This window comes from Campylobacter concisus (assembly GCF_902460675.1).
Taxonomy (GTDB): domain Bacteria; phylum Campylobacterota; class Campylobacteria; order Campylobacterales; family Campylobacteraceae; genus Campylobacter_A; species Campylobacter_A concisus_AJ.
The window spans coordinates 151,683-174,232 of sequence record NZ_CABPUQ010000001.1 but is presented as its reverse complement, the minus strand read 5'-3'; the positions used below and the strand labels follow the sequence as shown (position 1 = coordinate 174,232).

At 40.0% G+C, this 22,550-nt stretch carries 25 protein-coding genes; 22 read left to right on the top strand and 3 right to left on the bottom strand.

Translation table 11 applies throughout. The features are described 5' to 3' along the window. The 20 genes from F3G88_RS00885 to F3G88_RS00790 all read left to right on the top strand — a co-directional run bounded on the left by F3G88_RS00885 (position 1) and on the right by F3G88_RS00790 (position 15,560). Positions 1–1,482, top strand: coding sequence for a hydrogenase 4 subunit F (locus F3G88_RS00885; protein ID WP_103574023.1), 1,482 nt, complete (start codon positions 1–3; stop codon positions 1,480–1,482). After that, positions 1,479–3,215, top strand: a complete 1,737-nt coding sequence (locus F3G88_RS00880) for a hydrogenase large subunit (RefSeq protein ID WP_009294856.1) — start codon at positions 1,479–1,481, stop codon at positions 3,213–3,215. Before F3G88_RS00885 ends, F3G88_RS00880 begins: the two co-directional genes overlap by 4 nt. Further along, positions 3,212–3,751, top strand: a complete 540-nt coding sequence (locus F3G88_RS00875) for a formate hydrogenlyase complex iron-sulfur subunit (RefSeq protein ID WP_103646020.1) — start codon at positions 3,212–3,214, stop codon at positions 3,749–3,751. Before F3G88_RS00880 ends, F3G88_RS00875 begins: the two co-directional genes overlap by 4 nt. Continuing rightward, positions 3,748–4,572, top strand: coding sequence for an NADH-quinone oxidoreductase subunit B family protein (locus F3G88_RS00870; protein WP_021087529.1), 825 nt, complete (start codon positions 3,748–3,750; stop codon positions 4,570–4,572). Before F3G88_RS00875 ends, F3G88_RS00870 begins: the two co-directional genes overlap by 4 nt. Further along, positions 4,569–4,913 (top strand): formate hydrogenlyase maturation HycH family protein, encoded by a 345-nt coding sequence (locus F3G88_RS00865; protein WP_002939326.1) that lies wholly within the window; start codon positions 4,569–4,571, stop codon positions 4,911–4,913. The genes F3G88_RS00870 and F3G88_RS00865 overlap by 4 nt, the downstream gene beginning before the upstream one ends. Beyond that, a complete protein-coding gene (locus F3G88_RS00860) occupies positions 4,913–5,359 on the top strand; it encodes a hydrogenase 3 maturation endopeptidase HyCI (protein WP_021087517.1) in 447 nt (148 codons plus the stop codon). The genes F3G88_RS00865 and F3G88_RS00860 overlap by 1 nt, the downstream gene beginning before the upstream one ends. A gap of 185 nt (positions 5,360–5,544) precedes the next feature. After that, positions 5,545–6,405 carry a formate/nitrite transporter family protein gene (locus F3G88_RS00855; protein WP_103567768.1) on the top strand — a complete coding sequence of 287 codons (861 nt, stop codon included), beginning with the start codon at positions 5,545–5,547 and terminating at the stop codon, positions 6,403–6,405. A 249-nt stretch (positions 6,406–6,654) separates the two neighbouring features. Then, positions 6,655–7,095 (top strand): hypothetical protein, encoded by a 441-nt coding sequence (locus tag F3G88_RS00850; RefSeq protein WP_012001187.1) that lies wholly within the window; start codon positions 6,655–6,657, stop codon positions 7,093–7,095. A 49-nt stretch (positions 7,096–7,144) separates the two neighbouring features. Continuing rightward, positions 7,145–7,696 carry a DUF507 family protein gene (locus F3G88_RS00845; protein ID WP_012001188.1) on the top strand — a complete coding sequence of 184 codons (552 nt, stop codon included), beginning with the start codon at positions 7,145–7,147 and terminating at the stop codon, positions 7,694–7,696. Next, the gene (carA, locus tag F3G88_RS00840; RefSeq protein WP_103573814.1) at positions 7,696–8,814 is read left to right on the top strand and encodes a glutamine-hydrolyzing carbamoyl-phosphate synthase small subunit; all 1,119 of its coding nucleotides are present in this window, start codon (positions 7,696–7,698) and stop codon (positions 8,812–8,814) included. Before F3G88_RS00845 ends, carA begins: the two co-directional genes overlap by 1 nt. Further along, positions 8,814–9,479 (top strand): sulfite exporter TauE/SafE family protein, encoded by a 666-nt coding sequence (locus F3G88_RS00835; protein WP_149715124.1) that lies wholly within the window; start codon positions 8,814–8,816, stop codon positions 9,477–9,479. Before carA ends, F3G88_RS00835 begins: the two co-directional genes overlap by 1 nt. Next, positions 9,472–10,212 carry a sensor histidine kinase gene (locus F3G88_RS00830; protein WP_149715123.1) on the top strand — a complete coding sequence of 247 codons (741 nt, stop codon included), beginning with the start codon at positions 9,472–9,474 and terminating at the stop codon, positions 10,210–10,212. The genes F3G88_RS00835 and F3G88_RS00830 overlap by 8 nt, the downstream gene beginning before the upstream one ends. Next, complete coding sequence (locus F3G88_RS00825) at positions 10,205–10,888, top strand: response regulator transcription factor (protein ID WP_012001191.1); 684 nt, start codon at positions 10,205–10,207, stop codon at positions 10,886–10,888. The genes F3G88_RS00830 and F3G88_RS00825 overlap by 8 nt, the downstream gene beginning before the upstream one ends. Before the next feature lie 92 nt (positions 10,889–10,980). Next, entirely contained in the window at positions 10,981–12,471 is a 1,491-nt protein-coding gene (gene ccoN / locus F3G88_RS00820; RefSeq protein WP_148788066.1) for a cytochrome-c oxidase, cbb3-type subunit I, read from the top strand. Then, a complete protein-coding gene (gene ccoO / locus F3G88_RS00815; RefSeq protein WP_002939297.1) occupies positions 12,471–13,136 on the top strand; it encodes a cytochrome-c oxidase, cbb3-type subunit II in 666 nt (221 codons plus the stop codon). The genes ccoN and ccoO overlap by 1 nt, the downstream gene beginning before the upstream one ends. A 9-nt stretch (positions 13,137–13,145) precedes the next feature. Beyond that, positions 13,146–13,358 carry a cytochrome c oxidase, cbb3-type, CcoQ subunit gene (locus tag F3G88_RS00810; protein ID WP_002939259.1) on the top strand — a complete coding sequence of 71 codons (213 nt, stop codon included), beginning with the start codon at positions 13,146–13,148 and terminating at the stop codon, positions 13,356–13,358. Then, positions 13,346–14,209, top strand: a complete 864-nt coding sequence (locus F3G88_RS00805; RefSeq protein WP_149715122.1) for a cbb3-type cytochrome c oxidase N-terminal domain-containing protein — start codon at positions 13,346–13,348, stop codon at positions 14,207–14,209. Before F3G88_RS00810 ends, F3G88_RS00805 begins: the two co-directional genes overlap by 13 nt. Beyond that, positions 14,209–14,421, top strand: coding sequence for a DUF4006 family protein (locus F3G88_RS00800; RefSeq protein WP_103643487.1), 213 nt, complete (start codon positions 14,209–14,211; stop codon positions 14,419–14,421). The genes F3G88_RS00805 and F3G88_RS00800 overlap by 1 nt, the downstream gene beginning before the upstream one ends. 106 nt (positions 14,422–14,527) lie before the next feature. Next, positions 14,528–15,097, top strand: coding sequence for a hypothetical protein (locus F3G88_RS00795; protein WP_149715121.1), 570 nt, complete (start codon positions 14,528–14,530; stop codon positions 15,095–15,097). Beyond that, positions 15,090–15,560 (top strand): FixH family protein, encoded by a 471-nt coding sequence (locus F3G88_RS00790; RefSeq protein ID WP_149715120.1) that lies wholly within the window; start codon positions 15,090–15,092, stop codon positions 15,558–15,560. The genes F3G88_RS00795 and F3G88_RS00790 overlap by 8 nt, the downstream gene beginning before the upstream one ends. An 81-nt stretch (positions 15,561–15,641) precedes the next feature. Here F3G88_RS00790 and F3G88_RS10590 read toward each other — a convergent pair whose 3' ends face one another. The 3 genes from F3G88_RS10590 to F3G88_RS10400 form a co-directional block, all read right to left on the bottom strand. Beyond that, positions 15,642–15,770 (bottom strand): hypothetical protein, encoded by a 129-nt coding sequence (locus F3G88_RS10590; RefSeq protein WP_262367006.1) that lies wholly within the window; start codon positions 15,768–15,770, stop codon positions 15,642–15,644. A gap of 36 nt (positions 15,771–15,806) precedes the next feature. Beyond that, positions 15,807–16,988: a Na+/H+ antiporter NhaA gene (nhaA, locus tag F3G88_RS00785; protein ID WP_149715119.1), complete on the bottom strand. Its 1,182-nt coding sequence runs from the start codon at positions 16,986–16,988 to the stop codon at positions 15,807–15,809. A 78-nt stretch (positions 16,989–17,066) separates the two neighbouring features. Next, entirely contained in the window at positions 17,067–17,237 is a 171-nt protein-coding gene (locus F3G88_RS10400) for a hypothetical protein (RefSeq protein WP_223228702.1), read from the bottom strand. Between the two features lie 150 nt (positions 17,238–17,387). Here F3G88_RS10400 and F3G88_RS00775 point away from each other — a divergent pair, with 150 nt between their 5' ends. Further along, positions 17,388–19,733 carry a PD-(D/E)XK nuclease family protein gene (locus F3G88_RS00775; protein WP_149715118.1) on the top strand — a complete coding sequence of 782 codons (2,346 nt, stop codon included), beginning with the start codon at positions 17,388–17,390 and terminating at the stop codon, positions 19,731–19,733. Next, a complete protein-coding gene (locus tag F3G88_RS00770) occupies positions 19,730–22,549 on the top strand; it encodes a RecB-like helicase (RefSeq protein ID WP_149715117.1) in 2,820 nt (939 codons plus the stop codon). Before F3G88_RS00775 ends, F3G88_RS00770 begins: the two co-directional genes overlap by 4 nt. Position 22,550: the final 1 nt, after the last annotated feature.

Below are 22,550 nucleotides of genomic sequence, written 5' to 3'. Positions count from 1 at the left end.
ATGGATAGTTTAGCTTTAATACTTATCATACCGCTCCTTGGTGCTTTGATCTTGTTTTTAAGTCCTAAAAACTATGCAGTACTTAGTGGACTTCATGTCTTGTTTTCTGCTGCGACATCAGTGGCTTTACTTAACAATGTTCTTAAAGTTTTAAGTGGCGGAACTTTTTATAGTTTTGATAAATTTTTATTCTTAGATAGCTTAGGCTGTGTTTTCTTAGTGCTTATCGCCGTAACTGGATTTATAGTAAATTTCTACTCTATCCACTATATGAGATGGGAACTTGAAGATGGACACATTCATTTAAGCGATCTTAAAAAATACTACGCACTAAGCCATGTATTTATCTTTACAATGACTTTAAGTGTTATTTGCAACAATGTTGCGTTTATGTGGGCAGCTATCGAGGCTACTACACTAGCTTCTGTATTTTTGGTTGCTATCCACAAAGATCAAAAATCAACAGAGAGTGGTTATAAATACATCGTTCTTTGCTCAATTGGTCTAGCATTTGCTCTTTATGCAACCGTTCTTCTATACTCAGCTACATATAGCACTTTAGGAGATGGTGAGGCTTCTATGCAGTTTTCAAGCATAATGGAAAATGCTAAAAATCTAAATCCAGATGCAGCAAAACTTATCTTTGTATTTGCACTAATTGGTTTTGGTACAAAAGCTGGTCTTGCTCCAACTCACACTTGGTTGCCAGACGTTCACGCTGAAGGTCCAGCACCTATCTCAGCATTGCTATCAGGTGTACTTTTAAAATGTGCGATGCTTGCACTTTTAAGATACTACGCTATCGCAGCTCAAGCAGTTGGATTTAGCTTTGTTGAAGGTATAATGATCGTATCAGGAACCATCACACTTTTTGTAGCAGGATTTTTCCTAATAAGACAACACAACGTAAAAAGAATGTTTGCATACCACTCAATCGTTCACATGGGTGTTATCGCATTTGCACTTGGTGTTGGCGGTAAATTTGGTCTATTTGCAGCGATATTCCACTGCTTAGCTCACAGCTTTACAAAAGCTTTGGCTTTCTGCACAACAGGCAATATAGCAAGAATTTACGGTCACAAAGATATGAGTAAGATGGGTGGCATGATTAAGATCGCACCTATTACAACTATTTTGTTTGGTGCAGCTGTATGCTCACTAGTTGGTGTTCCAGCATTTGCTATATTTGTTAGCGAATATAACGTCTTCGTTGGAGCTATCACAAGTGGTCAATATATCGCAGTTGCGCTATTTGCTATTGCACTTGCAGTTATTTTCATAGCTGACTTTGCGCACTTTAATATGGCAAGCTTTGGCGAGCCAAAAGGTGTGGTTGTTCATAATAAAGAGATGAGTTTGTTTGAAAATTTACCTCTTATAGCACTTTGTGTCCTTATCATAATCTTTGGTGTATGGAAAGTAGATAGTTTTTATACGCTAGTAAATAACGGTGTTAATATAATGATGGGAGCTTTAAAATGAGAGGCGATAAATTTGTTGAAATCCTAAAAACAAAGGTAAAAATTTTAGAAGTAACTCGTCAAGCAGACGATCAGATCACAGTTTTGGTTGATAGAAACGATCTTCCACTAGCTGTTAAGACACTTTATTATGATATCGGTGGCTTTATAAGCACTATGATACCAAACGACGAGCGCCAGATAAATGGCTGCTATGCGCTTTACTATGCTATCTCAATGGAAGGTAGCAAGATGACTGAGGCCGATGACTTTGCAGCTGAGGATAAGTGCTTTATCACAGTTAAAACCCTTATCCCAGGAAGCGATCCGACATTTCCATCAGTTACTCCACTTGTACCAGCTTGTGTCTGGTATGAAAGAGAAGCTTATGATATGTTTGGCCTAGTAGCCGAGGGACTACCTGATAAAAGACGTCTAGTTTTAAGTGATGACTGGCCAGATGGACTTCATCCACTTAGAAAAGATGCTATGGACTACCGCTACCGCCCTGATCCAGTAGATCACAGAGATGAGCCTGATGCGGAGTTTTTATTCCCAACAGGTGACGCAGTAGTCGATGTGCCACTTGGACCACTACACGTTACATCTGATGAGCCAGGTCACTTTAGACTTTTCTGCGACGGCGATGAGATCATCGACGCTGACTACCGCTTGTTTTATCAACACCGCGGTATGGAGAAGCTAGCTGAAAACAGAATGAACTATGATCAAATGGGCTATCTTGCAGAGCGTGTTTGCGGAATTTGCGGTTATGCTCACGCTATAGCTTGTATAGAAGCAGCAGAAAAAGCTATAAAGCTTGAAATCCCACTAAGAGCTCAAGCTATACGCGTCATCTGTCTTGAGATCGAGCGTCTTCACAGCCACCTTTTAAATATCGGTCTAGCTTGTGAGGTTACTGGTAACTACAATGCTTTTATGCATATCTTTAGGGTTCGTGAGTACTCTATGGAGCTAGCTCAACTTGTAACTGGCGGACGTAAAACATACGGCAACGTTGTTATGGGTGGCTTAAGACGTGATATGACAAACCATGAGATCAAAAAAGGCTTAGAGATCATCAACAAACTTGACATTCAAATTTCAGAAATTTGGGATGCAGTTTTGGAAGATAAACGCCAAATCGGACGCTGGAAAGGTGTAGGTATCCTAGACCGCCAAATAGCACGTGACTTTAGCCCAGTTGGTCCAAATATGAGAGGCTCTGGCTTTAAACGTGATAACCGCTACGATCATCCATACGACTTCTTCAAACAGATAGAATTTGAAGTAGCAGTTGAGCATGGTTGCGACGTTTTTGCTCGTGAGATGGTTAGATATAAAGAGCTAAAAAGCTCTATCCACATCATCCGCCAATGCTTTGAGATGATGCCTCAAACTCCGATTATGATCGATCCTGTGACTATGATCAAGCCTGAGAATTTCGCACTTGGTCACGACGAAGCACCACGTGGTGAGAACGTCCACTGGATCATGCAAGGTAGCGCTCAAAAAGTATATCGCTGGAGATGTAGGGCTGCGACATATAACAACTGGCCAAGCCTAAGGTATCAATTTAGAGGAAACAATATAAGTGACGCTGCACTTATCGTTTGCTCACTTGACCCTTGCTACTCATGCACCGAGCGTGTTACTTTGGTTGATGTAAGGACTAAAAAAAGTAAAATTTTAACAGAAAAAGACCTTAAAAAATTCTGTCAAGATGGCGGGGTTAGTAAGAAGGATTTAAGATGATGAAGTTATTTGACATCACAGAAAAATATGGAAAGGCGACATACGCCTATCCATTTGAGCCATATATTGTGCCTGAGAATTTCCGCGGTCAGCCAGACTATACATACGATCTTTGTGTAGGTTGTGCAGCTTGCGGTGTCGCTTGCCCTAGTAACGCAATAGAGCTTAAGATGAACGATGAGCAAACAAGGCTTGTTTGGCAGTTTGACTGTGGTCGCTGCATATTCTGCGGTCGCTGCGATGAGGTTTGCCCAACTGGAGCCGTAAGACTTAGCGATAGCTTTGAGCTTGCGGTTAAATTTGACAAGAGCGCTCTTATCCAAAGAGGCGAGCTTGAGATGCAAACTTGCAAATGCTGCGGCAAGCCATTTACGCCAAAAAGGCTTATAAATTTCACCCTTGAAAAGCTTGGCACAGCAAATTTACTCCCAGGCAGACTTGAAGAGGCAAAAGAGTATCTTTTCATCTGCCCAGAGTGCAAGAAAAATCAATCTGCTGAGAGGCTAACAAAAGGCGTTGAGGAGGCTATAAAATGAGTCTATATCAAGTCCCAGAGGACATAAAAACAGCAAATGACCTAACTGCAAAGCTAGAGCATTTAAAAAATATCAAAAGAAGCTTTAGTGTTTATAGGATCGACTGCGGAAGCTGCAACGGTTGTGAGATCGAAATTTTCGCTGCTATCACTCCGATGTGGGACCCAGAGCGCTTTGGCTTTAAGCTTGTAGCAAACCCAAGACACGCTGATATCTTGCTTTGCTCAGGACCAGTCACAAGACAGATGTACTACCCACTACTTCGTGCTTATGAAGCAGCTCCAGATCCTAAGATCGTAGTTGCTTTTGGTGCTTGTGGAAGTACTGGTGGAATTTTCCACGACGCTTACAGCGTTTGGGGCGGTATAGATAAGATCATACCAGTTGATGTCTATATCCCAGGCTGCCCTCCACACCCAGCAAGTGTTATTTATGGTCTAGGTATGGCTCTTGGCATCATTGATCAAAAGCTACACAAAAAAAGCTACGAAAATGATAGCACTACGCCTCCTCCAGTTAAAAAGTCAGTAATGGGCGATATCTTGTTTGAACGTGACTTGCATGCCGAAAGTAAAAGGCTGATGAGTTATATCTTTGGTAGAACACTATTTGAAAAATATATGGACGCTATCAAGGGCTCAAGTGATATCCACAACCCAGAGCTTGCACGTGAAGCGGTTATAGCAGCTATCAAAAAAGAAGATGATCCTAGATATGCTGAGTGTATGGCACTTTTACACAACGATGTCTATCTAAAATATGCAAAAGCTGGTAAAAATTTTGCGATTGATGTTGATAGTGAGGTTTGGAGTAAAAGATGATACAAGTTTATAAGCTTACAAAAAGGCATATGGACGACAACGAAAAGCTTCCACGCGAGCTAAAGGAGATAAAAATTTTCTCCACTTGCGTGGGACACGGCGTTGGTACGATTGATTTTAGTGAGAAGATCTTAGAGCTAAGCGATGAGGAATTTGACGAGATGATCAAAAATTCTGGCGAATATGTGAAATTTAAGATCGGAAATTTAAGCAAGTATTTTGAAGTTGAAATTTTTGCTGAGCATATCGCTAGACTCTTGCCACAGCTTTGTGAGTGTAAGCTTAAAGAAATTTTGGCAAATTTAAAAGAGGGATATATCGTGCTTAGGAAGGACTTTTGATGAAAAAGGCCATCCTTTGCATCGGTAATCCTATGCGTGGCGACGATGATGTTGGCAATGAAGTCGGCCGCATCGTAGAAACTGAGCTAAAAGAGTGGAAGGTCTTTTTTGGGCAAGATGTGCCTGAGAACGAATTTTCAGCTATTAGAGAATTTGCGCCTGACATTTTGATAGTAGTCGATGCGATGAGCGGCTTTGATGAGGATAAGATAGAGTTTTTTGACCTAAGTGACGATAGAGACTACATCTACTCAACCCACAACCTCCCAACACCGGTGCTTTTAAGTTATTTGCGTAAAATTTGTCCAAAGACGCTTTTTCTTGGCATTAGTGTCTTGCTTGAAAATGTCCTTGATTTTGAGGAGGGGCTAAGCGAGCAGGCTAAAAAAAGTGCCAGAAAAGCTTTTTTAAGAATTGTAGAGATTGATAAAAATTTAGTTGGTTAAATTTAGTAAGAGCTAAATTTAATCTGGGGTTTGCTAAAGATAAATTTGATCATTTTGGATTTGAAATTTAGTGTAAAACTAATTTTTAAACATTAAATTTTGACGCTAAAATGTCTATCTTTGGCACTACTTCTTTGCTTTATATTTGTTATAGATCAAAGAAGGTCAAATAAAAAGGAGACGTGATGTTAAATCCGGCAGAAACCGCTCAAGCGGTGTCAAGTTCTATGGAGCATAAAGCTCATACGCCACTTGTAAGCATTATATTCCTTGCTATTATGGCTGGAGCTGCTATTGCAATGGGTGATATTTTTTGGGCTCACTCAACAGTTGGTATGGCTGAAAAACAGTCTATCGGTCTTTCAAACTTCATCGGTGGTATCACATTTAGCTGCGGCCTCATGATGGTTGTATTTTATGGTGGTCACCTATTTACTAGCTCTGTTTTAAGCGGTGTTAGTGCATATGATGGCAAATTGCCACTTGGCAAAACCATAAGCTACTGGGTAATTGTTTGGATATTTAACTTCGTTGGTGGCGCATTGATCGCTTATATGTACTACTACTCTGGTTTGCCACTAAAATACGACGGCTACATCTTGCAACACTTTGTACCAGCAGCTATTGGCAAGATCACAGCACCATTTCATGAGCTATTTCTTCGTGGTATCTTTTGTAACGTCTTTGTTTGTATGTCTATCTGGACTGCGACAAGCGAGAGCAACCTATCTGGTAAATTCTTTGCCATTATGTGGATGATCGGCGCATTCGTTGCTTGCTCAATGGAACACTGCGTTGCAAATATGTTTATCATCACTGAAGCTATCATCTCTAAAGCTCACTACATAGCAGCAAGCGGTGGCGACATCAACGCTGCAGCAGCTTTACTTCACACTACAGCTGATAAACTAGATGTCATCAACTGGACAAATTTCTTAAGCAAAAACTTGCTTCCAGTTACACTTGGTAACATCTGCGGTGGTCTTTTCTTTGTTGGTCTTGTTGGCTTCATGGCTAATAAATTTGATATGAAGAAAAAAGCTTAAAATCCATTTTAGTCTTTGCTTTTATGGCAAAGGCTAAATTTTAAATTTCTCTCTTTCTTACCTTAAAAGTTTCAAAAAAATCTCTTATTTTTTATCTAAAAAATGTCACACTCATCTTAAATTTATCGTTTTAACTCCCCCTTATTTGAAAATTTGTGACATTTTGGAGTTTAAAACATCTTGGCTAATAAATTTAGAGCAATAATAAAGCTAAAATTTAATATAATCCCACGAAAAAAAGGAGAGTCTATGAAATTTTTCAATGCATTTTTTACTGGCATTATATTTGTTCTTGCTCCTATTTTTACGCTATTTGTTGGAATTTACAACAACTACTTTTCATTTTATGGCATAAATGAGTATTTCAATGTGATTTTTGTCGATAATGTGCCTTTTTTGTGGCTTTTACCTGTGTTTTTTATATTTGGATATTGTTTCTTTTATGCGCCATTTAGAAAAATTTTTAGAGCCTTTTATCTGCTCTTGCTCGTGCTTTGCGCACTTAGTTGGTATCCTGATTTTGGACGAAGCTTGGGCGAGGCTTATTTTATGAGTAAGCCACTTGAGATGGATCTATCTTCAAATTTACAAAACGAGCAAAAAACAAGCGGCAAAGTCCTTTATGACGGACGAAGAGAAATTTATTTTCTAAGAAGTGACAATGATAAAGTCGTTAAAATTTCAAAGTAAAGTTTTACCTTTATTTAGTTACAATGGCATAAAAATTTAAAGGTTTAAAATGCGTATAAAACTTCCACACGTACCTTATGTCTCACATAAAATAGCAATAGATCTTTTAAACTGTGGTTTTGTAAAGTTAAACAAAGGTATTGAGCCAATCGTAGCAAAAGCAAGTGAAATTTTAACTACCGACGTTCAAAAAGAAAGAGCGCTAGACGAGCGAGTAAATGAGCTTTTAGAGAAAAACGAGGACGAGATGCAAACGATGCAAATAGACCGCAAAAATATGTTTTGGCTCGTTAAAAAGAAACTTGCTGGTGAATTTGACGTCATTTTAACTCATGAAGATAGATTTAGCAATGTCGCTCACAAGATACTTGAGACTATTTGGAAGAGCGGGTTGGTTGATTATAGCGTATCTGAAAACCGCGTAAAAAACGTGATATATGGCTCGATAGATGAGTATCTAAAGAGCTATGAGAAGATAGAAGATAGCGTCTATGAGATGATGCAAAACTACAAACGCAAACTGATCCCAGGAACTGATGAATACGACCTGATTTTTGAGCGTTTATATCAAGATGAGCTTAAAAAAAGAGGAATGCTTTAATGAAAGCTTATATCTATATTGAAAACGGCGTTTTTTTAGAGGCAAAGGCCTTTGGTGCTCACGGCGAGTGTGCAGGCGAGCTCGTTTTTAATACCTCTATGACTGGCTATGAGGAGATCATGAGCGATCCAAGCTATGCTGGTCAGTTTATCGTCTTTACTATGCCAGAGATCGGCATCGTTGGCATAAACGAAGATGATATGGAGAGCCTTAGAATTCACGCAAGTGGCGTAATAATGAGAAGCTACAACGAAACCCCGTCAAACTACCGCTCGCAAAAGTCTTTAGGCAAATTTTTCGAAGAGCAGGGCAAATTTGGCGTTTATGACGTAGATACTAGATATCTAACAAAGATGCTACGTGATGAAGGCGCTTTAATGGCATACATCTCAACGCAGATAAGCGACAAAGACGAGCTAAAACGCAGGCTCGAAAGTAGCGGACGCATAGAAAATATAAACTATGTAAAAACAGTGAGCGCAATGGACGAGTACGAGCATAAAAAAGGTGCTTGGGATAGAAATTTAAAATCATATAAACCGCTAAAAAGTATCGGCAAAAAGATAGCTGTTTTTGACTTTGGTGTAAAGAGAAATATCCTAAATGAGCTATGCGAAACTGGCCTTGAGGTTATCGTCGTACCACACGATACCAAGGCTGAGGTTTTGATAGAGAAATTTAAAAATGGCGAGATAAACGGGGTATTTTTATCAAATGGTCCAGGCGAGCCAAAGAATTTAAAGGCTGAGATCGCCGAGATTAAGAAGATGATAGAGGCCAGGATCCCGATATTTGGCATCTGCCTTGGCCATCAGCTACTTTCAAATGCCTTTGGATACGAGACATATAAACTTAAATTTGGTCAGCACGGAGCAAATCATCCAGTCTTAAATTTAGAGACAAAAGCGATCGAGATAACAACGCAAAATCACAACTACAACGTACCAGAGAGCATCGCTGAAGTAGCGGTTGTGACACATAGAAATTTGTTTGACAACACGATCGAGGGTGTAAGATACAAGGACTATCCGATCTTCTCGGTGCAACATCACCCAGAAGCAAGCAGTGGTCCTAACGAGAGCAAATATATATTTAAGCAGTTTTTAGAAATTTTATAATGCAAGATATAAGCCTCTACACGATCATCGCGGTTGCTTTTATGAGCAGCTTTAGTCATTGTGTTGGCATGTGTAGCGGGTTTTTGGGCTTGCAAGCTCTATTTTTTAAAGGCAAAAGTAAGAGTAAAATTTTAATGCTAAGCACGCTTTATAACCTAGCTAGAGTCTTTGCTTATGTGGCTTTGGGAGCACTGTTTGGCGCTTTTGGAGCAGCCATTAGTTTTGGTGTGCAAGCAAGAGGTGTTATATTTTTTATAGTTGGCCTAGTGATCGCATTTATTGGCATCGCATTGCTTTTTAGGGGCGAGCTTTTAAAATTTATAGAGAGCGAAAAAGCACTTAAATTTATAGTAAAAATGGCAAAAACAAGTGTGCAAAAGAGAAATTTAGCAAATTTCTTGCTACTTGGCTTTTTAAATGGGCTTTTGCCTTGTGGAGTGGTCTATTATTTTTTAGCGCTTGGAATTTTAAGCGCAAATGCAGCCGATGCGTCACTAATAATGCTTATTTTTGGGCTTTGCACCTTACCAGCGATGCTGTTAGCTAGCTTTGTTTTTGGTTTGCTAAGAGAGAAATTTAAAGAGATCATGTTTAAGCTCTCAGCTTGCATAATGATCTTAAACGGACTTTATCTATCATTTTTAGGATATAGAGCAAATGCCTAGTTTAAATTTAGATGAAAATTTTCTATCAAGTAGCGAGGGTATGAGGATTGCTAAACTTGCGATAATGGGCGAGATGATGGCAAATATAACTCACCAGTGGAAGCAGCCGCTAAATGAGCTATGCTTAGTTTTATACAAGATGAAAAAGCTTACAGGCAGCGAAGATGGCGAATTTATTGGCTCTTATGAGAGGGCTATGCAGATCATAAAGTATATGTCAGAAACTACTGATGAGTTTAGCTCGTTTTTAAACCCAAACACACTTTCGCAAGAATTTGGTCTAGCAGATGCAGCTAGAGCATCGATACAGATCGTAAAAGGCGTGATGAAAAAAGATGGCATTCGTATAGAGCTTGAAGTGCTAGGCGATTCTAAAATTTATGGTCACAAAAACAGACTTATGCAAGTCATTATAAATTTACTAAACAATGCAAAAGACGCACTGAATTTAAAAAAGATAGAAGAAAAAAATATAAAAATAAAGATTGATAATGACGAAAAATTTGCTTACCTAAGCGTAGAAGATAACGGTGGTGGCATAGATAAAAATGTGATAGATGAGATATTTAAGCCATATTTTACCACCAAAGAAGATACCAAAGGCACTGGCTTAGGACTTTATATGTCAAAGCAAATAATCGATCAATTTAACGCAGAAATAACAGCGGGCAACAGCGATAATGGAGCCTGTTTTTTAATAAAGTTACCACACAAAGGAGAGATAGATGAATAAAATTTTAAAGAACCTAACGGTTTTGCTTGTCGAAGATGATAGCGACAGCAAAAAGATCATGCACGATGTGCTAAGTGACAATTTTGAGAAAGTTTTTACTGCTCAAAATGGTGATGAAGGTTTGAAAAAATTTAAAAAATACAACCCAAATATGGTAATTACAGATGTATTTATGCCAATTAGTGATGGACTTGATATGACAAGATATATCAAGGAAATTTCTAAAGACACACCTGTCATCGTCCTAAGTGCGCATAGCGAAAAAGAGACTTTATTAAAGGCTATCGATGTTGGCGTTGATAAGTATCTTATAAAACCTATCATGGCAGATGATCTTTTAAAAACGATAGAAAATGTCGCAAAAAGCAAGATAGAAACTGCAAACATCATCCAAGTTGCAAACGGATATAGCTTTAATAAGATCAAGCGCGTTCTTATCAGAGATGGCGTTGAAATTTCACTTACTAAAAAAGAGCTTGCATTTATCTCACTTTTGATAAAAAGACTTGGTACGCTCGTGCTTCATGATGAGATCAAAAGCGTCGTTTGGGTTGGCGAGAGCGTTACAGAAGCAGCTATCAGAACCTTTGTTAAGCGTGTTAGAGATAAAGTTGGTAACAACTTTATAAAAAATGTCCCAGGACTTGGTTACAAAATAGACAGAAGACTTTCCTAGTTAATGAGAATTTATATTAATTAAGTTTTTTTATAGTTCTTATACTTTAAAATAACGAATCATTAATATAAATTTAACTAGGAGGATATTTTATGCGACCATCTCAGCTACTACACTATGATTATAGTGTAGCAAAGCTATTTATGTTTGCCACGATACTATTTGGTATCATAGGCATGGTTGTTGGCGTAGTTATAGCTTTTCAAATGGCCTGTCCAGAGCTTAACTACATTGCCGGCGAATATTCGGCGTTTGGGAGGTTGCGTCCTCTTCATACTAATGGCATCATCTTTGGCTTCATGCTCTCAGGCATCTTTGCCACTTGGTACTACATCGGACAGCGTGTTTTAAAGGTCTCGATGAGCGAGTCGCCATTTTTGATGTTTATCGGCAAGCTTCACTTTTGGCTATATATGCTTGTTATGATTTTAGCTGTTGTTACGCTTTTTATGGGCGAGAGCACAGCTAAGGAGTACGCTGAGCTTGAGTGGCCACTAGATATCGCAGTGGTCTTGGTTTGGGTGCTTTGGGGCGTTAGTATATTTGGCCTCATCGGTATCCGCCGCGAAAAGACACTTTACATCTCAGTTTGGTACTATATCGCTACATTTTTAGGCGTTGCGATGCTATATCTATTTAACAATATGGAAGTTCCAACAAGACTTGTTACAGGATATGGCTCATGGTTACACTCTGTATCTATGTATGCTGGCTCAAACGACGCCTTGGTTCAGTGGTGGTACGGCCACAACGCAGTTGCATTCGTCTTTACAGTGGCTATCATCGCTCAAATTTATTATTTCTTACCAAAAGAGAGCGGTCAGCCGATATTTTCATATAAACTATCTCTATTTTCATTTTGGGGTCTGATGTTTATCTACCTTTGGGCTGGCGGACACCACCTCATTTACTCTGCTACGCCTGATTGGATGCAGACTATGGGTTCAGTCTTTTCTATTGTTTTGATCCTGCCTTCATGGGGTTCAGCGATAAACATCCTTCTTACGATGAAGGGCGAGTGGGCGCAGCTTAGAGAGAGTCCGCTTATTAAATTTATGGTTCTAGCTTCGACATTTTATATGTTTTCGACACTTGAAGGCCCGATACTTTCTATCAAGTCTGTAAATGCCCTAGCGCACTTTACTGACTGGGTACCAGGACACGTTCACGACGGCGCTCTTGGATGGGTTGGCTTTATGATCATGGCGGCACTTTATCACATGACACCGCGCGTGTTTAAGCGTGAAATTTACTCAAAGTCGCTAATGGAAGCTCAGTTTTGGATACAAACAACAGGTATCGTCTTATACTTTGCATCTATGTGGATCGCTGGTATCACACAAGGCATGATGTGGAGAGCGACTGATAGCTATGGAAATTTACTCTACTCGTTTATAGATACGGTAGTTGTGCTTATCCCATACTACTATATAAGGGCTATTGGCGGACTTCTTTATCTAGTTGGCTTCTTGATGTTTGCTTATAACATCTACAAATCAACTTCTGCTAAAGCTATCTTAGCAGAGCCAAAAAGCGCTTCGCCTATGGGTGGCGGAGCAAAAGCTAGCGCGGAGGTGATGTGATGTTTGCTTGGTTAGAAAAAAATCCATTCTTTTTTGCAGTTTGCGTCTTTATAGTCATAGCTTACGCTGGCATAGTTGAAATTTTACCAGACTTTGCAAACAGAGCTAGACCGCTTGAGGGCACAAAGCCTTACACCGTTTTGGAGCTAGCTGGCAAAAACATCTATATGCAAAATGGCTGCAACACTTGCCACTCACAAATGATCCGTCCGTTTAAGGCTGAGACTGATAGATACGGCATGTACTCGCTAAGCGGCGAATTTGCCTATGATCGTCCGCACCTTTGGGGCTCAAAAAGAACAGGTCCAGATCTTATGCGTGTGGGCAACTATAGAACGACTGACTGGCATGAAAATCACATGCTAAATCCAGCCTCAGTAGTGCCAGGCTCGATCATGCCAGCATATCCATTTTTATTTAAGAAAAATGCTGACATAGAGACTGCTTACGCTGAAGCGCTAACGGTTAAAAAGGTCTTTAACACGCCTTATGACGAAAAAGATATGCCAGCACTTGGCACGCTAGAGCAGACAAATGCTAATGTCAAGGCTGAGGCTGCAGCTATCGTTGAAAATATGAAAGATGAGCAGGTAAAAAGTGCATTTGAAAAAGGTGAAATTCGCCAGATCGTAGCACTGATCGCTTATCTAAATAGCCTAAAGTAGGAGCACAAGATGGAGAACATTAGAGAGTTTCAAGCTTATGGCTATTTTTTCTTGACAGCATTTTTGGCGATCACTTTGTACGCTTACTTTTTTCATCTTTATAAGAGCGAAAAAACTGGTAGAAGAAACTATGAGAAATACTCAAAACTAGCGCTTAACGATGAGATCGGTGGCGAAATTTTAGAGCGTAAGGCTACAAAGGAGAGCGTATGCAATGGCTAAATTTAGAAGATAATGTAAATTTACTAGCTCTTATAGGAGCGGCTCTAATCATCGTGCTTACCATCGTTGTAGCTGGCAGGTACGTGGGGCAGATGAAGGTTAAAAAAGATGAGAGCGTTGAGCTTAGCGAGCACAACTGGGACGGCATAGGAGAATACAAAAACCCTGTCCCACTTGGCTGGGCGGTTGTCTTTTTGCTAGCGCTAGTTTGGGCGATCTGGTACTATTTGCTAGGCTACCCACTAAATTCTTACTCACAAATCGGCGAGTATAACAAAGAGGTTAAAGAGGCAAACGCTAAATTTGAAAAAGAGTATGCAAACCCAAGCAAAGAGACGCTTCACGCTATGGGCGAGAGCATCTATCTCGTGCAGTGCTCAGCATGTCACGGCATCACAGGCGATGGCATAGGCGGCAAGGCTGCAAATTTACAAATTTGGGGCAGCGAAAAAGGTATAGTCGAGACTATACTAAATGGCTCAAAAGGGCTTGATTATCCAATGGGTGAGATGCCAGCAGGTTTAGCTGACGCTGATGGCGCAAAGGCGATCGCAGCTTACGTGGCTAAAGAGATAAGCGCTATAAAAAGCACAAAAAATGAAAATTTAGTAGCAACTGGCAAAGAGCTTTATGCTGCATGTGCGTCGTGCCACGGCGAAGATGGCAAGGGCATGGAGGGTATGTCGGTCGATCTTAGCAAATATGGCTCGGCTAGCTTTGTGGCTGAGGTACTAAATCGTGGCAAAAAAGGAGCGATCGGCACTATGCCTAAATTTAATGATGGCAGGCTAAACGAGATCCAGCAAAAAGCAGTTGGCGAGTACGTCATATCGCTATCAAAGGGTGAATAATGGAAAATAAAAATAGAAACATCTTTGCCTTAAATGGCATTAGCGGGTTTTTAATAGCGGTGGTGCTTTTGCTCTCTATCCTAGCGGTGCTTACATACGTTGGCATCGGCTTGCAAAAAGAGGTCGCAACCAAGCCTTACTCACTAAAAGATGCAGCTAGCATCGAGATGAAGAGCGTAGATAACGCTCAACACGTCATTGTAAAGGAGTAGTGATGCTAGGCATAATAGAAAAAGCCATTATCCTGCTAATAGTCGTCGCAGGCGCCATTTGTGCCTGGTCAGTACTTACGCCAAATCACCTATTTGTAGGTTAAATTTGAAGAAATTTGCACTCATTTTTATCATTTTGCTGTGGCAAAATTTGGCTTGGGGTGCAAATTTTGTTATCAATGATGATGGAATTTTAAGCCAAAAAGTGAGCCAAAAACTAAATGAGATAGGAGACGAGCTTTATCAAAAAAGCGGCATAAATTTAGTAGTTGGCGTATATAAAGATGGCGAGCTAGACGCGCTTTTTAAAGAGCAAAATTTAAGCTCGCCTTTTGTATTTTTAGTGCTCATAAAAGATAAACAAAAGGTTGAAATTTTTAGCGATACAAACACTTCAAAGCTCTTTAACAAGGAGCAAATTCTAAGTGTAAATCCAGAATCAGGCACCATTATCCCCATTTTGGTCTCAAAAAACGGCAAAGACGTCTATAACGCCGCTATCTTAAACGGCTACGCTGATATAGCCGAGCAGATCGCTGAGAGCTTAAATTTAAAGCTAGAAAGCGGCATCGGCAGCTCAAACAAGACGACCTTAAATTTCTTGCGAATTTTCATCTACGGCTTGATAGCATTTTTCGTGCTCATCATCTTTTATAAAAAGGTAAAAAATGGCTAAAAAGAGCTTTTGGCCTTATGGCATCGTGCTTAGTATAGTAGCTATCATCCTAGCTTGCGCCGCAACCATCGTTGTTGCGATCAACAACCCAGTCGAGATGGATAGCGCTTATATGCAAAGTCACCAAAGTGTCGATGAAAACATCACATTTATAAAAGAGAGCGAGGCGAGATTTGATGAGAAATTTGGCCTTAAATTTGAGCCAGAATTTAAAGGCTTGCAGGGTAAGTTTAAATTTCTCCTAACGCCAAAAAATGGCGAAATTTCAAGCCTTAGCTATGAAATTTTACTAACTCGCCCACAAACAAACAAAGATAATAAAACACTAAATGCTTCATGGCAAGAAAATGAGCTTGTAAGCGAGAGTGTTGGCCTAAAAGAGGGCAGGTGGCAGCTACTTTTAAGGCTAAGCGACAAGCAAGATACGAGATATTATAAATTTGATTTTAACGCTACAAGATAGGCTAAATTTGCATCCAAAAGTTTTTAGTCAAGGTCAAAATCAAATTTAAATTTTCGCTTTCTAGCCAGCCAAAACGCCAGATTAAACCTCTTTAAAACCAAAATTTAATCCCAAACGCTTGCCAGTTGTGACGTATTCTTTAAATTTATAGATTAGAGGCGAGTATTTTTTAGTATCTATCTTTTCATCTTTTAACAAATTTTCATCCACAAAGATGCCAACTATTTTGCAAGTAACGATGCAAAATCACTCTTTTATGCGCGCGCTTTGGTTTTTGGCGCTAAATTTAAGCAATATAAACCCGGCGGCGCCCGAAACTACCGAACCTAGCAAGATAGCAAGCTTGTCGGCGTAGGCAAAGGCGTCCGTGTCGTTGTAGGCTAGGCTGTTAATGAAAAGGCTCATCGTAAATCCTACGCCGCAAAGTACCGCGATGCCGTAAAGCTGGATGAAATTTGACCCCTCGGGTAGCTTGGCTAGCTTAAATTTGATCGCTAAAAAGCTAAAAGAAAATACCCCGACTTGCTTGCCGATGAAAAGCCCCAGCGCCGTGCCTAGCGCGATCGGAGACAAAATCTCGTCCAGTCCGACGCCTCGCAACGAGATGCCTGCGTTTACGAAGGCAAATATCGGCAGCACGCCAAACGCCACCCAGCCGTGCAGGTCGTGCTCGATACTTTTTAGCATAGATTTGCCAGGCTCGTCTTTAAAGCTAAGCGGTATGAAAAAGGCCGCCACGACGCCCGCAAGCGTGGCGTGAACGCCTGATTTTAGCACTGCTACCCACATCACCGCGCCTACGATTAGATAGGCTGCCTTGCTCTTTACGCCGAGTCTGTTTAGTGCGAAAAGCGCGGCTAGGCAAACGCCAGCTACCGCAAGCATTTGGGCACTAAGCTCGCTCGTGTAAAATAGCGCGATAATCACGATCGCGCAAAGGTCGTCGACGATCGCTAGCGTCATGAGGAAAATTTTTAAACTAGTCGGTACGCGAGGCCCAAGTAGGCTCAAAATCCCCAGAGCAAACGCGATATCCGTCGCCGTCGGTATCGCCCAGCCGCCAAGCGCGAAGGAGTCGTGTTTCGTAAAAAGATAGAAGATAACCGCGGGCACTATCAGGCCGCCTGCCGCGCCGATGGCAGGCAGCGCGATTTGCGACGGATTTTTTAGCTCGCCCTCCAAAACCTCGCGCTTTAGCTCGAGTCCGATGAGAAAGAAAAATACCGCCATCAATCCGTCGTTTACCCACAAGATCAGGGGTTTGCTTAGTCCGTATTCGCCGAAGCTCACGGTAAATTTGGTCTTTAAAAATTCGTTGTAAAAATCGCTCAAAAACGTATTTTGACACAGTAGCGCCGCGACCGTAGCGATCATCAGCAAAATCCCGCCGCTGGCTTCGTGTTTTAAAAACTCTTTTATTCCGCCCATTTTGCTTCCTTTTTATAAATTTTGGCGATTATAACGTATTTTTACGCTCGCATAAAATTCGGGCGAATTTGGCTATAATCAAGTCAAATTTAAAGGTAAATTTAGTAGACGCGTCGCTAAAATTTGCCATGCCGCATTCGCGTGCCGCTGGGGGTGCTCGGTATCATCTCGCCCTTTTTGATCTTTTGTAGTGGCAAGTAGGACAGGAAAGCCGTAGTAAAAGCCAGATCTGTTTAACTCTTTATGCATTTTTGCTCCTTTTTGAAATTGTAGCCCCCAGCACTTTAAGGCTTAAATTTTTAATGAATTTAGAAAAATTTTCAAAGCTTAGCTTAAGTGAGAAAAAGCGCTCTTTTATCAGCTTTTGGCTATCATTTTTTAAAAATTTAAGAGAGAAAAATGCACAATCTAAATCAACTTTTCGTCTTTACAAACTCGCGTAAGATCAGGGAATTTAACGCTGGTTTTAATGACGAGCTAATCCCAAAAAGTCTAAGCATCGCAGAGTTTTATAAAAAGGCCGTTTTTGTAAATGGCCGCTTTGAATGCGATAGCACCTACGCTTTGGTGCTTATGAACAGAGCCTGTGCCAGCGTCAAAGAGGCAAACTCGGTGCTTAAAATCCCAACTGAGTTTTTTGAGTTTTTGAAAAATAACGACTACCTTTTTTCATTTTTTAAAGAGCTAGCTATCAGCAAAAAGAGCATTGCTGATATTAAATTTAACGACATTTACGCTGATTTTGAGGAGCATTTAAGCATACTTGAAGCGGTTTTAAAAGAGTATGAGAGCTTGCTTGATAAAGAGGATCTTTATGATGATATAACCCTGCCAAAAATTTACTCCATAAATGAAGCTTACATAAGAAGTTTTAGTGAAATTTCACTTCACATTGATGGCATTTTAAGTGAGTTTGAGTGGGAAATTTTAGAAAAAATTTCAAAACTAACAACGCTAAAGATCATCTTTCAAACTAGCGTTTTTAATAAAAAACTAATCGAAAAGATAAGGCAAATCTCAGCCATTAGCGAGTTTGAAAACTATAAAAAATATGAGCTAAATTTAAATACAAACGAGCTAGTCTGCTTAGAAAATATCACAAAATTTGAGCCAGTTTTAGTAAGAAATTTCGCTACAAGAAGCTTGCAGTGCGCCTATGCTATGGCAAAGGCGAGCGAGTTTGTGCTTGATGGCATAAAGCCTGAAAACATCGCTGTCATCTTGCCAGATGAGGGCTTTAGCGAGATTTTAAGGCTTCATGATAGCGCTAAAATTTTTAACTACGCCATGGGCGAGAGCTTTAAAAATACAAAATTTTACGAAGCGCTTTACTACATCACAAGAGCGATCAACGAAGAGGCAAGCCCAGTTTTTGATCAAAGCAAGTGTGAGAGCTACGAGGAGCTTGGCTTTATTTTAAGCGAATTTGGCGTGAGCGAGCAGCTTTTTGAGAAATTTAGGGCTAGTTATTTTGAGGCGTGTGAATTTAGCAAATTCAAAGAGCTAATAGATGAGCTTTTGGTACTTGAAAATGAGCCAAGATGCGAAGAGAAGCTCGCACTTGAGCTTTTTAGGATGGAGAATTTATGCAGGTATTTTAGCTTTAGCCTAAAGCAGCTAAGTGAAATTTTTTTGCTAAATATCTCGCGCCTAAGCATCGACGACGTGGGTGGCGGAAGGATCAGCGTCATGGGCATGCTAGAGAGCCGCGGGATGAAATTTGATGGCGTTATCATAGTTGATTTTAATGACAACTTCATCCCCGCAAGAAGCGCAAATGAGATGTTTTTAAACTCAAAAGTGAGGCAAAAAGCGGGGCTTATAAGCTATGTAGAGCGTGAAAATTTGCAGAGATTTTACTACGAAAGCCTCATAAATAACGCCAAAAAAGTGGCGATAAGTTGCTGTGTAAATGAAGAGAGCATACCTTCAAGATTTTTAAAAAATTTCAAAACGATAAAAGATGAGAAATTTAGCGATGAGACCTATTTAAAGCTATTTTTAAAGGGAGAGGCGAGCTTAAATTTAAGTGACGATGAGGTTATTTTAGAACATGATTTTTTCACAAACCCACTCTCGTTTTCGACGCTAAATTTATTTCTAACCTGCCCAAGAAAATACTACTACACAAAGATAGCTGGCATAAAGCCTGCAAAAGGCGTATCAAAAGAGCTTGGCACAAAACAAGGAAATAGCGTTCATAGCGCACTTTTTGAGTATTACACGAGTGAATTTTATAAGCAAAATAACACCTTTGATCTAGCCGTTTTTAAAGAGATGCTAGCAAAGCAAAATCTTACGCCACTTGAGTTTGAAATTTGGAAGCATAAATTTAAAGAGTTTGAAATTTATGAAAACGAGCGTTTAAGGGCTGGTTTTAGGGTGCTTGAGTGCGAAAAAGAGGTGCAAAGCGAGTTTTGCGGCGTGCAGATAAAGGGATTTATCGATAGGATCGATGCGGACGCAAGCGGCGACGTGCTTATACTTGATTATAAAACGGGCGAGGCAAATGTAAATTCGCTCCAGCTTGCCTTTTACGAGGCGCTTTACGGCGGAGAGGTGCGAAGTGCTTACTATGCCCTAAAAAACGAGCCTAGCTTAGTTAGCTCGAAAAAAAGCGTAGAGGATCTAAACGGCGAGATAGAAAAGCTAAAATGCATAAACAAAACCAAGATAAATTTTGAGAGAAAGAGCGGTGCTTGCACATTTTGCGAATACGCTACACTTTGCAGGAGAGAGTTATGAAAAATTTTTTAGCCCTAAAAGCAAGCGCTGGAAGCGGTAAAACCTTTGCACTAAGCGTTCGCTACATCGCTTTGGTGCTTCGAGGTGAAAATATAAACGAGATCGTCGCTCTAACTTTTACAAAAAAAGCAGCAAACGAGATGAAAGAGCGCATAATCGCCACTTTTTTGGACTTGCAAAACAAAAAAGGCGAGCTTGAAGCGGTGTGCGCGGAGCTTGATATAAGCCAAGATGAGGCGATAAAAAGGCGAGATGAGAGGCTTGGCGTCTTTTTGCAAAGTGAGCTAAAAATTTATACATTTGATGCGTTTTTCTCTGGGATACTAAAGAAATTTAGCCAAAATTTAGGGCTTAGCCCTGATTACAGCGTGCAAGATAGCTTGCAAGATCTGGCGTGGAAAAAATTTGTAAAAGAGGCGAGCAAGGATAAAAAGCTTCTTAGCGAGCTAGCCTTAATGATGATCATCTCAAGCCAAAAGGAGGCTAGCTTTTCGCAGACTTTGGCGAAATTTTATGAGAGCTTTGGCGGCGAGCTAAAAGATAGTGGCGCAAGCTATCCAGATGATAGCAAGGTAAGGGCGGCGCAAAAGGCGTTAAATGAGCATATAGCCTTGCAAAATGGCGCTAGCGATGTGGCTAAAAAGACATTTGGCGAGCAGAATTTATTTGAGCTATTTAAGAGTAAGGTTTTTGCTAGGCAGAGCCTAGACTACCGCACTTTTAGCAAAATTTACACCCCTGAGCTTGATAGGCTTTTTTGTGAGCTAAAAGAAGCTGCTAAAAACTACATTTTAGAAGTCGAAAAGTATAGGCTAAGTGGCTTTAGTAAGCTATTAAAGCTTTATAAGGCTTCAAATTTGGAGCTAAACAAGGAGATAAATGCGCTAAGTTTTGCTGATATAAACAAGCTGGTTTTTAAGCTTTTGGTGCAAAGCCTGGACAAAGAGGCGCTTTATTTTAGGCTTGATGGTAGGATAAATCACCTCTTAGTCGATGAGTTTCAAGATACAAACGTGATCCAGTACGAGATCATCTTGCCGCTCATCGCTGAAATCGTCTCTGGATACGGACAAAACGGGCTTGGAAGCTTCTTTTATGTCGGCGATACGAAGCAGAGTATCTATAAATTTAGAGGCGGCAAAAAAGAGCTTTTTGACAAGCTTGGAGATGATTTTAGCCAGATAGATATAGAAAATTTGCCAAGCAACTACCGTAGTTTAAAGGCTTTGGTGAAATTTAATAACGCCGTTTTTGAAGAAATTTATCATAGATATGGGCTTAGTTTTGAGCCGCAAGAGCCAGCCAAAAAAGATGAGACGCTAAGCTACGAGGTAAGCGGTGAGTGTGCATACTTTGAAGTAGAAAAAGACGACTACGGCTACTTGCGTGTGCTAAGCGATGAAGATATCGCAGGTGCGGTCGTTTCGCAAGCAAGTGAGCTTTTAAAAGCTGGCGTAAATGCAAGCGAGATAACCGTGCTTTGCTGGAAAAATAGCGACATTAGTCTCATTTCAGAAGTGCTTAGCAGTGAAGGGATAAAAAGCGTCAATGAAGGCACTTTGGAGCTAAAAAGAACGCCACTTATCGCTGCGATCATCGAGTATGCGAAATTTTGCCTATTTAAAGAAGAAATTTATGAGAAAAATGTAAAAGCGCTAGTAAATGCAAATGTCAAAAAACTAAATATAAAGCCTGAAGAGAGCGCTACAAATAGCCTATTTTACTTAGCTAAAAATTTAGGCATAAGCATGGCAGACGTTGATATCTTGAGGCTGTTTGAGCTAAGCGCGGGGTATAAAAATTTAAGTGATTTTATATTTAACCTTGAAAACTTTAGCTCTAAAATCAGTCCAAAAAGTAGCGACGGCGTGAGAGTTATGACCGTGCATAAGTCAAAGGGGCTAGAATTCGCTCACGTCATAGTTTGCGACATGATGGGCAAGGGTAGGGGTGATGACTCAAATTTCATAACCGAATACAGCGAAAAGGGCGAGTGGATCGTAAAGAGTAAAATTTCAGGCAGAGAGAATTTTGATAGCGACTATGCAAGCGTTTTGGAGCAGATGAAAGAGCTTGAAAAGCAAGAAAATATCAATAAAATTTACGTCGCTTTCACAAGGGCAACAAAGTCGCTCATAATCATCAAACAAGCCGTCCCAAGCGGAAATAGCCCAAGCTTTTTCTCGTTTTACACAAGAAGCGACAAGAGCGAGGCAAACGACTATCTTGATCTAAAGGAGTTTAGCTTTGGCAAAATTTTACCTAGCAAGAGCGAGCAAAAAGAGGCAAAAAAAGATGAGAAAATGCCTGAAATTTTAAAGATAGAGAAGCAAGAGGTTGAGGCAAAAGAGCAAAAGACGAGTGGTAAAAATTTAAGCGCGATATATTTTGGCCTGGCGTTTCACTATCTACTTGAGATGAGCGAGAAATTTGATGAAATTTCACTAGAAAAAGCTAAAAATTTGATGCTAAATAAATTTCATAAATTTTTGCCGCTTAAAGCACTTGAAGATGCCTTTTCTAGGGCAAAAATGCTTATAAGTGAGCCAAAATTTATAGAGTGCATAAAAGACAAAGAAATTTATAAAGAGCAGCCATTTAAAGTAAAAAATGAGCTAAAACAGATGGATCTTTTTTGCTTTAATGATCGTGAAATTTGCGTGATTGATTATAAAACGACAGATAAAAATATAGAAGAGAACAAAAAACAGGTAAAAGAGTATAAAGATGCGCTCGCTAAATTTTATGAAAAACATAGTATAATCGCCGTCATCTTCTATGCACTTGAAGGCAAAATTTCATATATTGAAGTTTAAA

Bases quoted from the DNA above. Each gene is read 5' to 3' on its own strand.
- F3G88_RS00810 (WP_002939259.1), top strand. From the start codon at position 13,146: ATGGAGAACATTAGAGAGTTTCAAGCTTATGGCTATTTTTTCTTGACA.
- ccoO (WP_002939297.1), top strand. From the start codon at position 12,471: ATGTTTGCTTGGTTAGAAAAAAATCCATTCTTTTTTGCAGTTTGCGTC.
- F3G88_RS00790 (WP_149715120.1), top strand. From the start codon at position 15,090: ATGGCTAAAAAGAGCTTTTGGCCTTATGGCATCGTGCTTAGTATAGTA.
- nhaA (WP_149715119.1), bottom strand. From the start codon at position 16,988: ATGGGCGGAATAAAAGAGTTTTTAAAACACGAAGCCAGCGGCGGGATT.
- carA (WP_103573814.1), top strand. From the start codon at position 7,696: ATGAAAGCTTATATCTATATTGAAAACGGCGTTTTTTTAGAGGCAAAG.
- F3G88_RS10400 (WP_223228702.1), bottom strand. From the start codon at position 17,237: ATGCATAAAGAGTTAAACAGATCTGGCTTTTACTACGGCTTTCCTGTC.
- F3G88_RS00770 (WP_149715117.1), top strand. From the start codon at position 19,730: ATGAAAAATTTTTTAGCCCTAAAAGCAAGCGCTGGAAGCGGTAAAACC.
- F3G88_RS00835 (WP_149715124.1), top strand. From the start codon at position 8,814: ATGCAAGATATAAGCCTCTACACGATCATCGCGGTTGCTTTTATGAGC.
- F3G88_RS00805 (WP_149715122.1), top strand. From the start codon at position 13,346: ATGCAATGGCTAAATTTAGAAGATAATGTAAATTTACTAGCTCTTATA.
- F3G88_RS00775 (WP_149715118.1), top strand. From the start codon at position 17,388: ATGCACAATCTAAATCAACTTTTCGTCTTTACAAACTCGCGTAAGATC.
- F3G88_RS00880 (WP_009294856.1), top strand. From the start codon at position 1,479: ATGAGAGGCGATAAATTTGTTGAAATCCTAAAAACAAAGGTAAAAATT.
- F3G88_RS00875 (WP_103646020.1), top strand. From the start codon at position 3,212: ATGATGAAGTTATTTGACATCACAGAAAAATATGGAAAGGCGACATAC.
- F3G88_RS00885 (WP_103574023.1), top strand. From the start codon at position 1: ATGGATAGTTTAGCTTTAATACTTATCATACCGCTCCTTGGTGCTTTG.
- ccoN (WP_148788066.1), top strand. From the start codon at position 10,981: ATGCGACCATCTCAGCTACTACACTATGATTATAGTGTAGCAAAGCTA.
- F3G88_RS00825 (WP_012001191.1), top strand. From the start codon at position 10,205: ATGAATAAAATTTTAAAGAACCTAACGGTTTTGCTTGTCGAAGATGAT.
- F3G88_RS00855 (WP_103567768.1), top strand. From the start codon at position 5,545: ATGTTAAATCCGGCAGAAACCGCTCAAGCGGTGTCAAGTTCTATGGAG.
- F3G88_RS00830 (WP_149715123.1), top strand. From the start codon at position 9,472: ATGCCTAGTTTAAATTTAGATGAAAATTTTCTATCAAGTAGCGAGGGT.
- F3G88_RS00845 (WP_012001188.1), top strand. From the start codon at position 7,145: ATGCGTATAAAACTTCCACACGTACCTTATGTCTCACATAAAATAGCA.
- F3G88_RS00865 (WP_002939326.1), top strand. From the start codon at position 4,569: ATGATACAAGTTTATAAGCTTACAAAAAGGCATATGGACGACAACGAA.
- F3G88_RS00870 (WP_021087529.1), top strand. From the start codon at position 3,748: ATGAGTCTATATCAAGTCCCAGAGGACATAAAAACAGCAAATGACCTA.
- F3G88_RS00860 (WP_021087517.1), top strand. From the start codon at position 4,913: ATGAAAAAGGCCATCCTTTGCATCGGTAATCCTATGCGTGGCGACGAT.
- F3G88_RS00800 (WP_103643487.1), top strand. From the start codon at position 14,209: ATGGAAAATAAAAATAGAAACATCTTTGCCTTAAATGGCATTAGCGGG.
- F3G88_RS00850 (WP_012001187.1), top strand. From the start codon at position 6,655: ATGAAATTTTTCAATGCATTTTTTACTGGCATTATATTTGTTCTTGCT.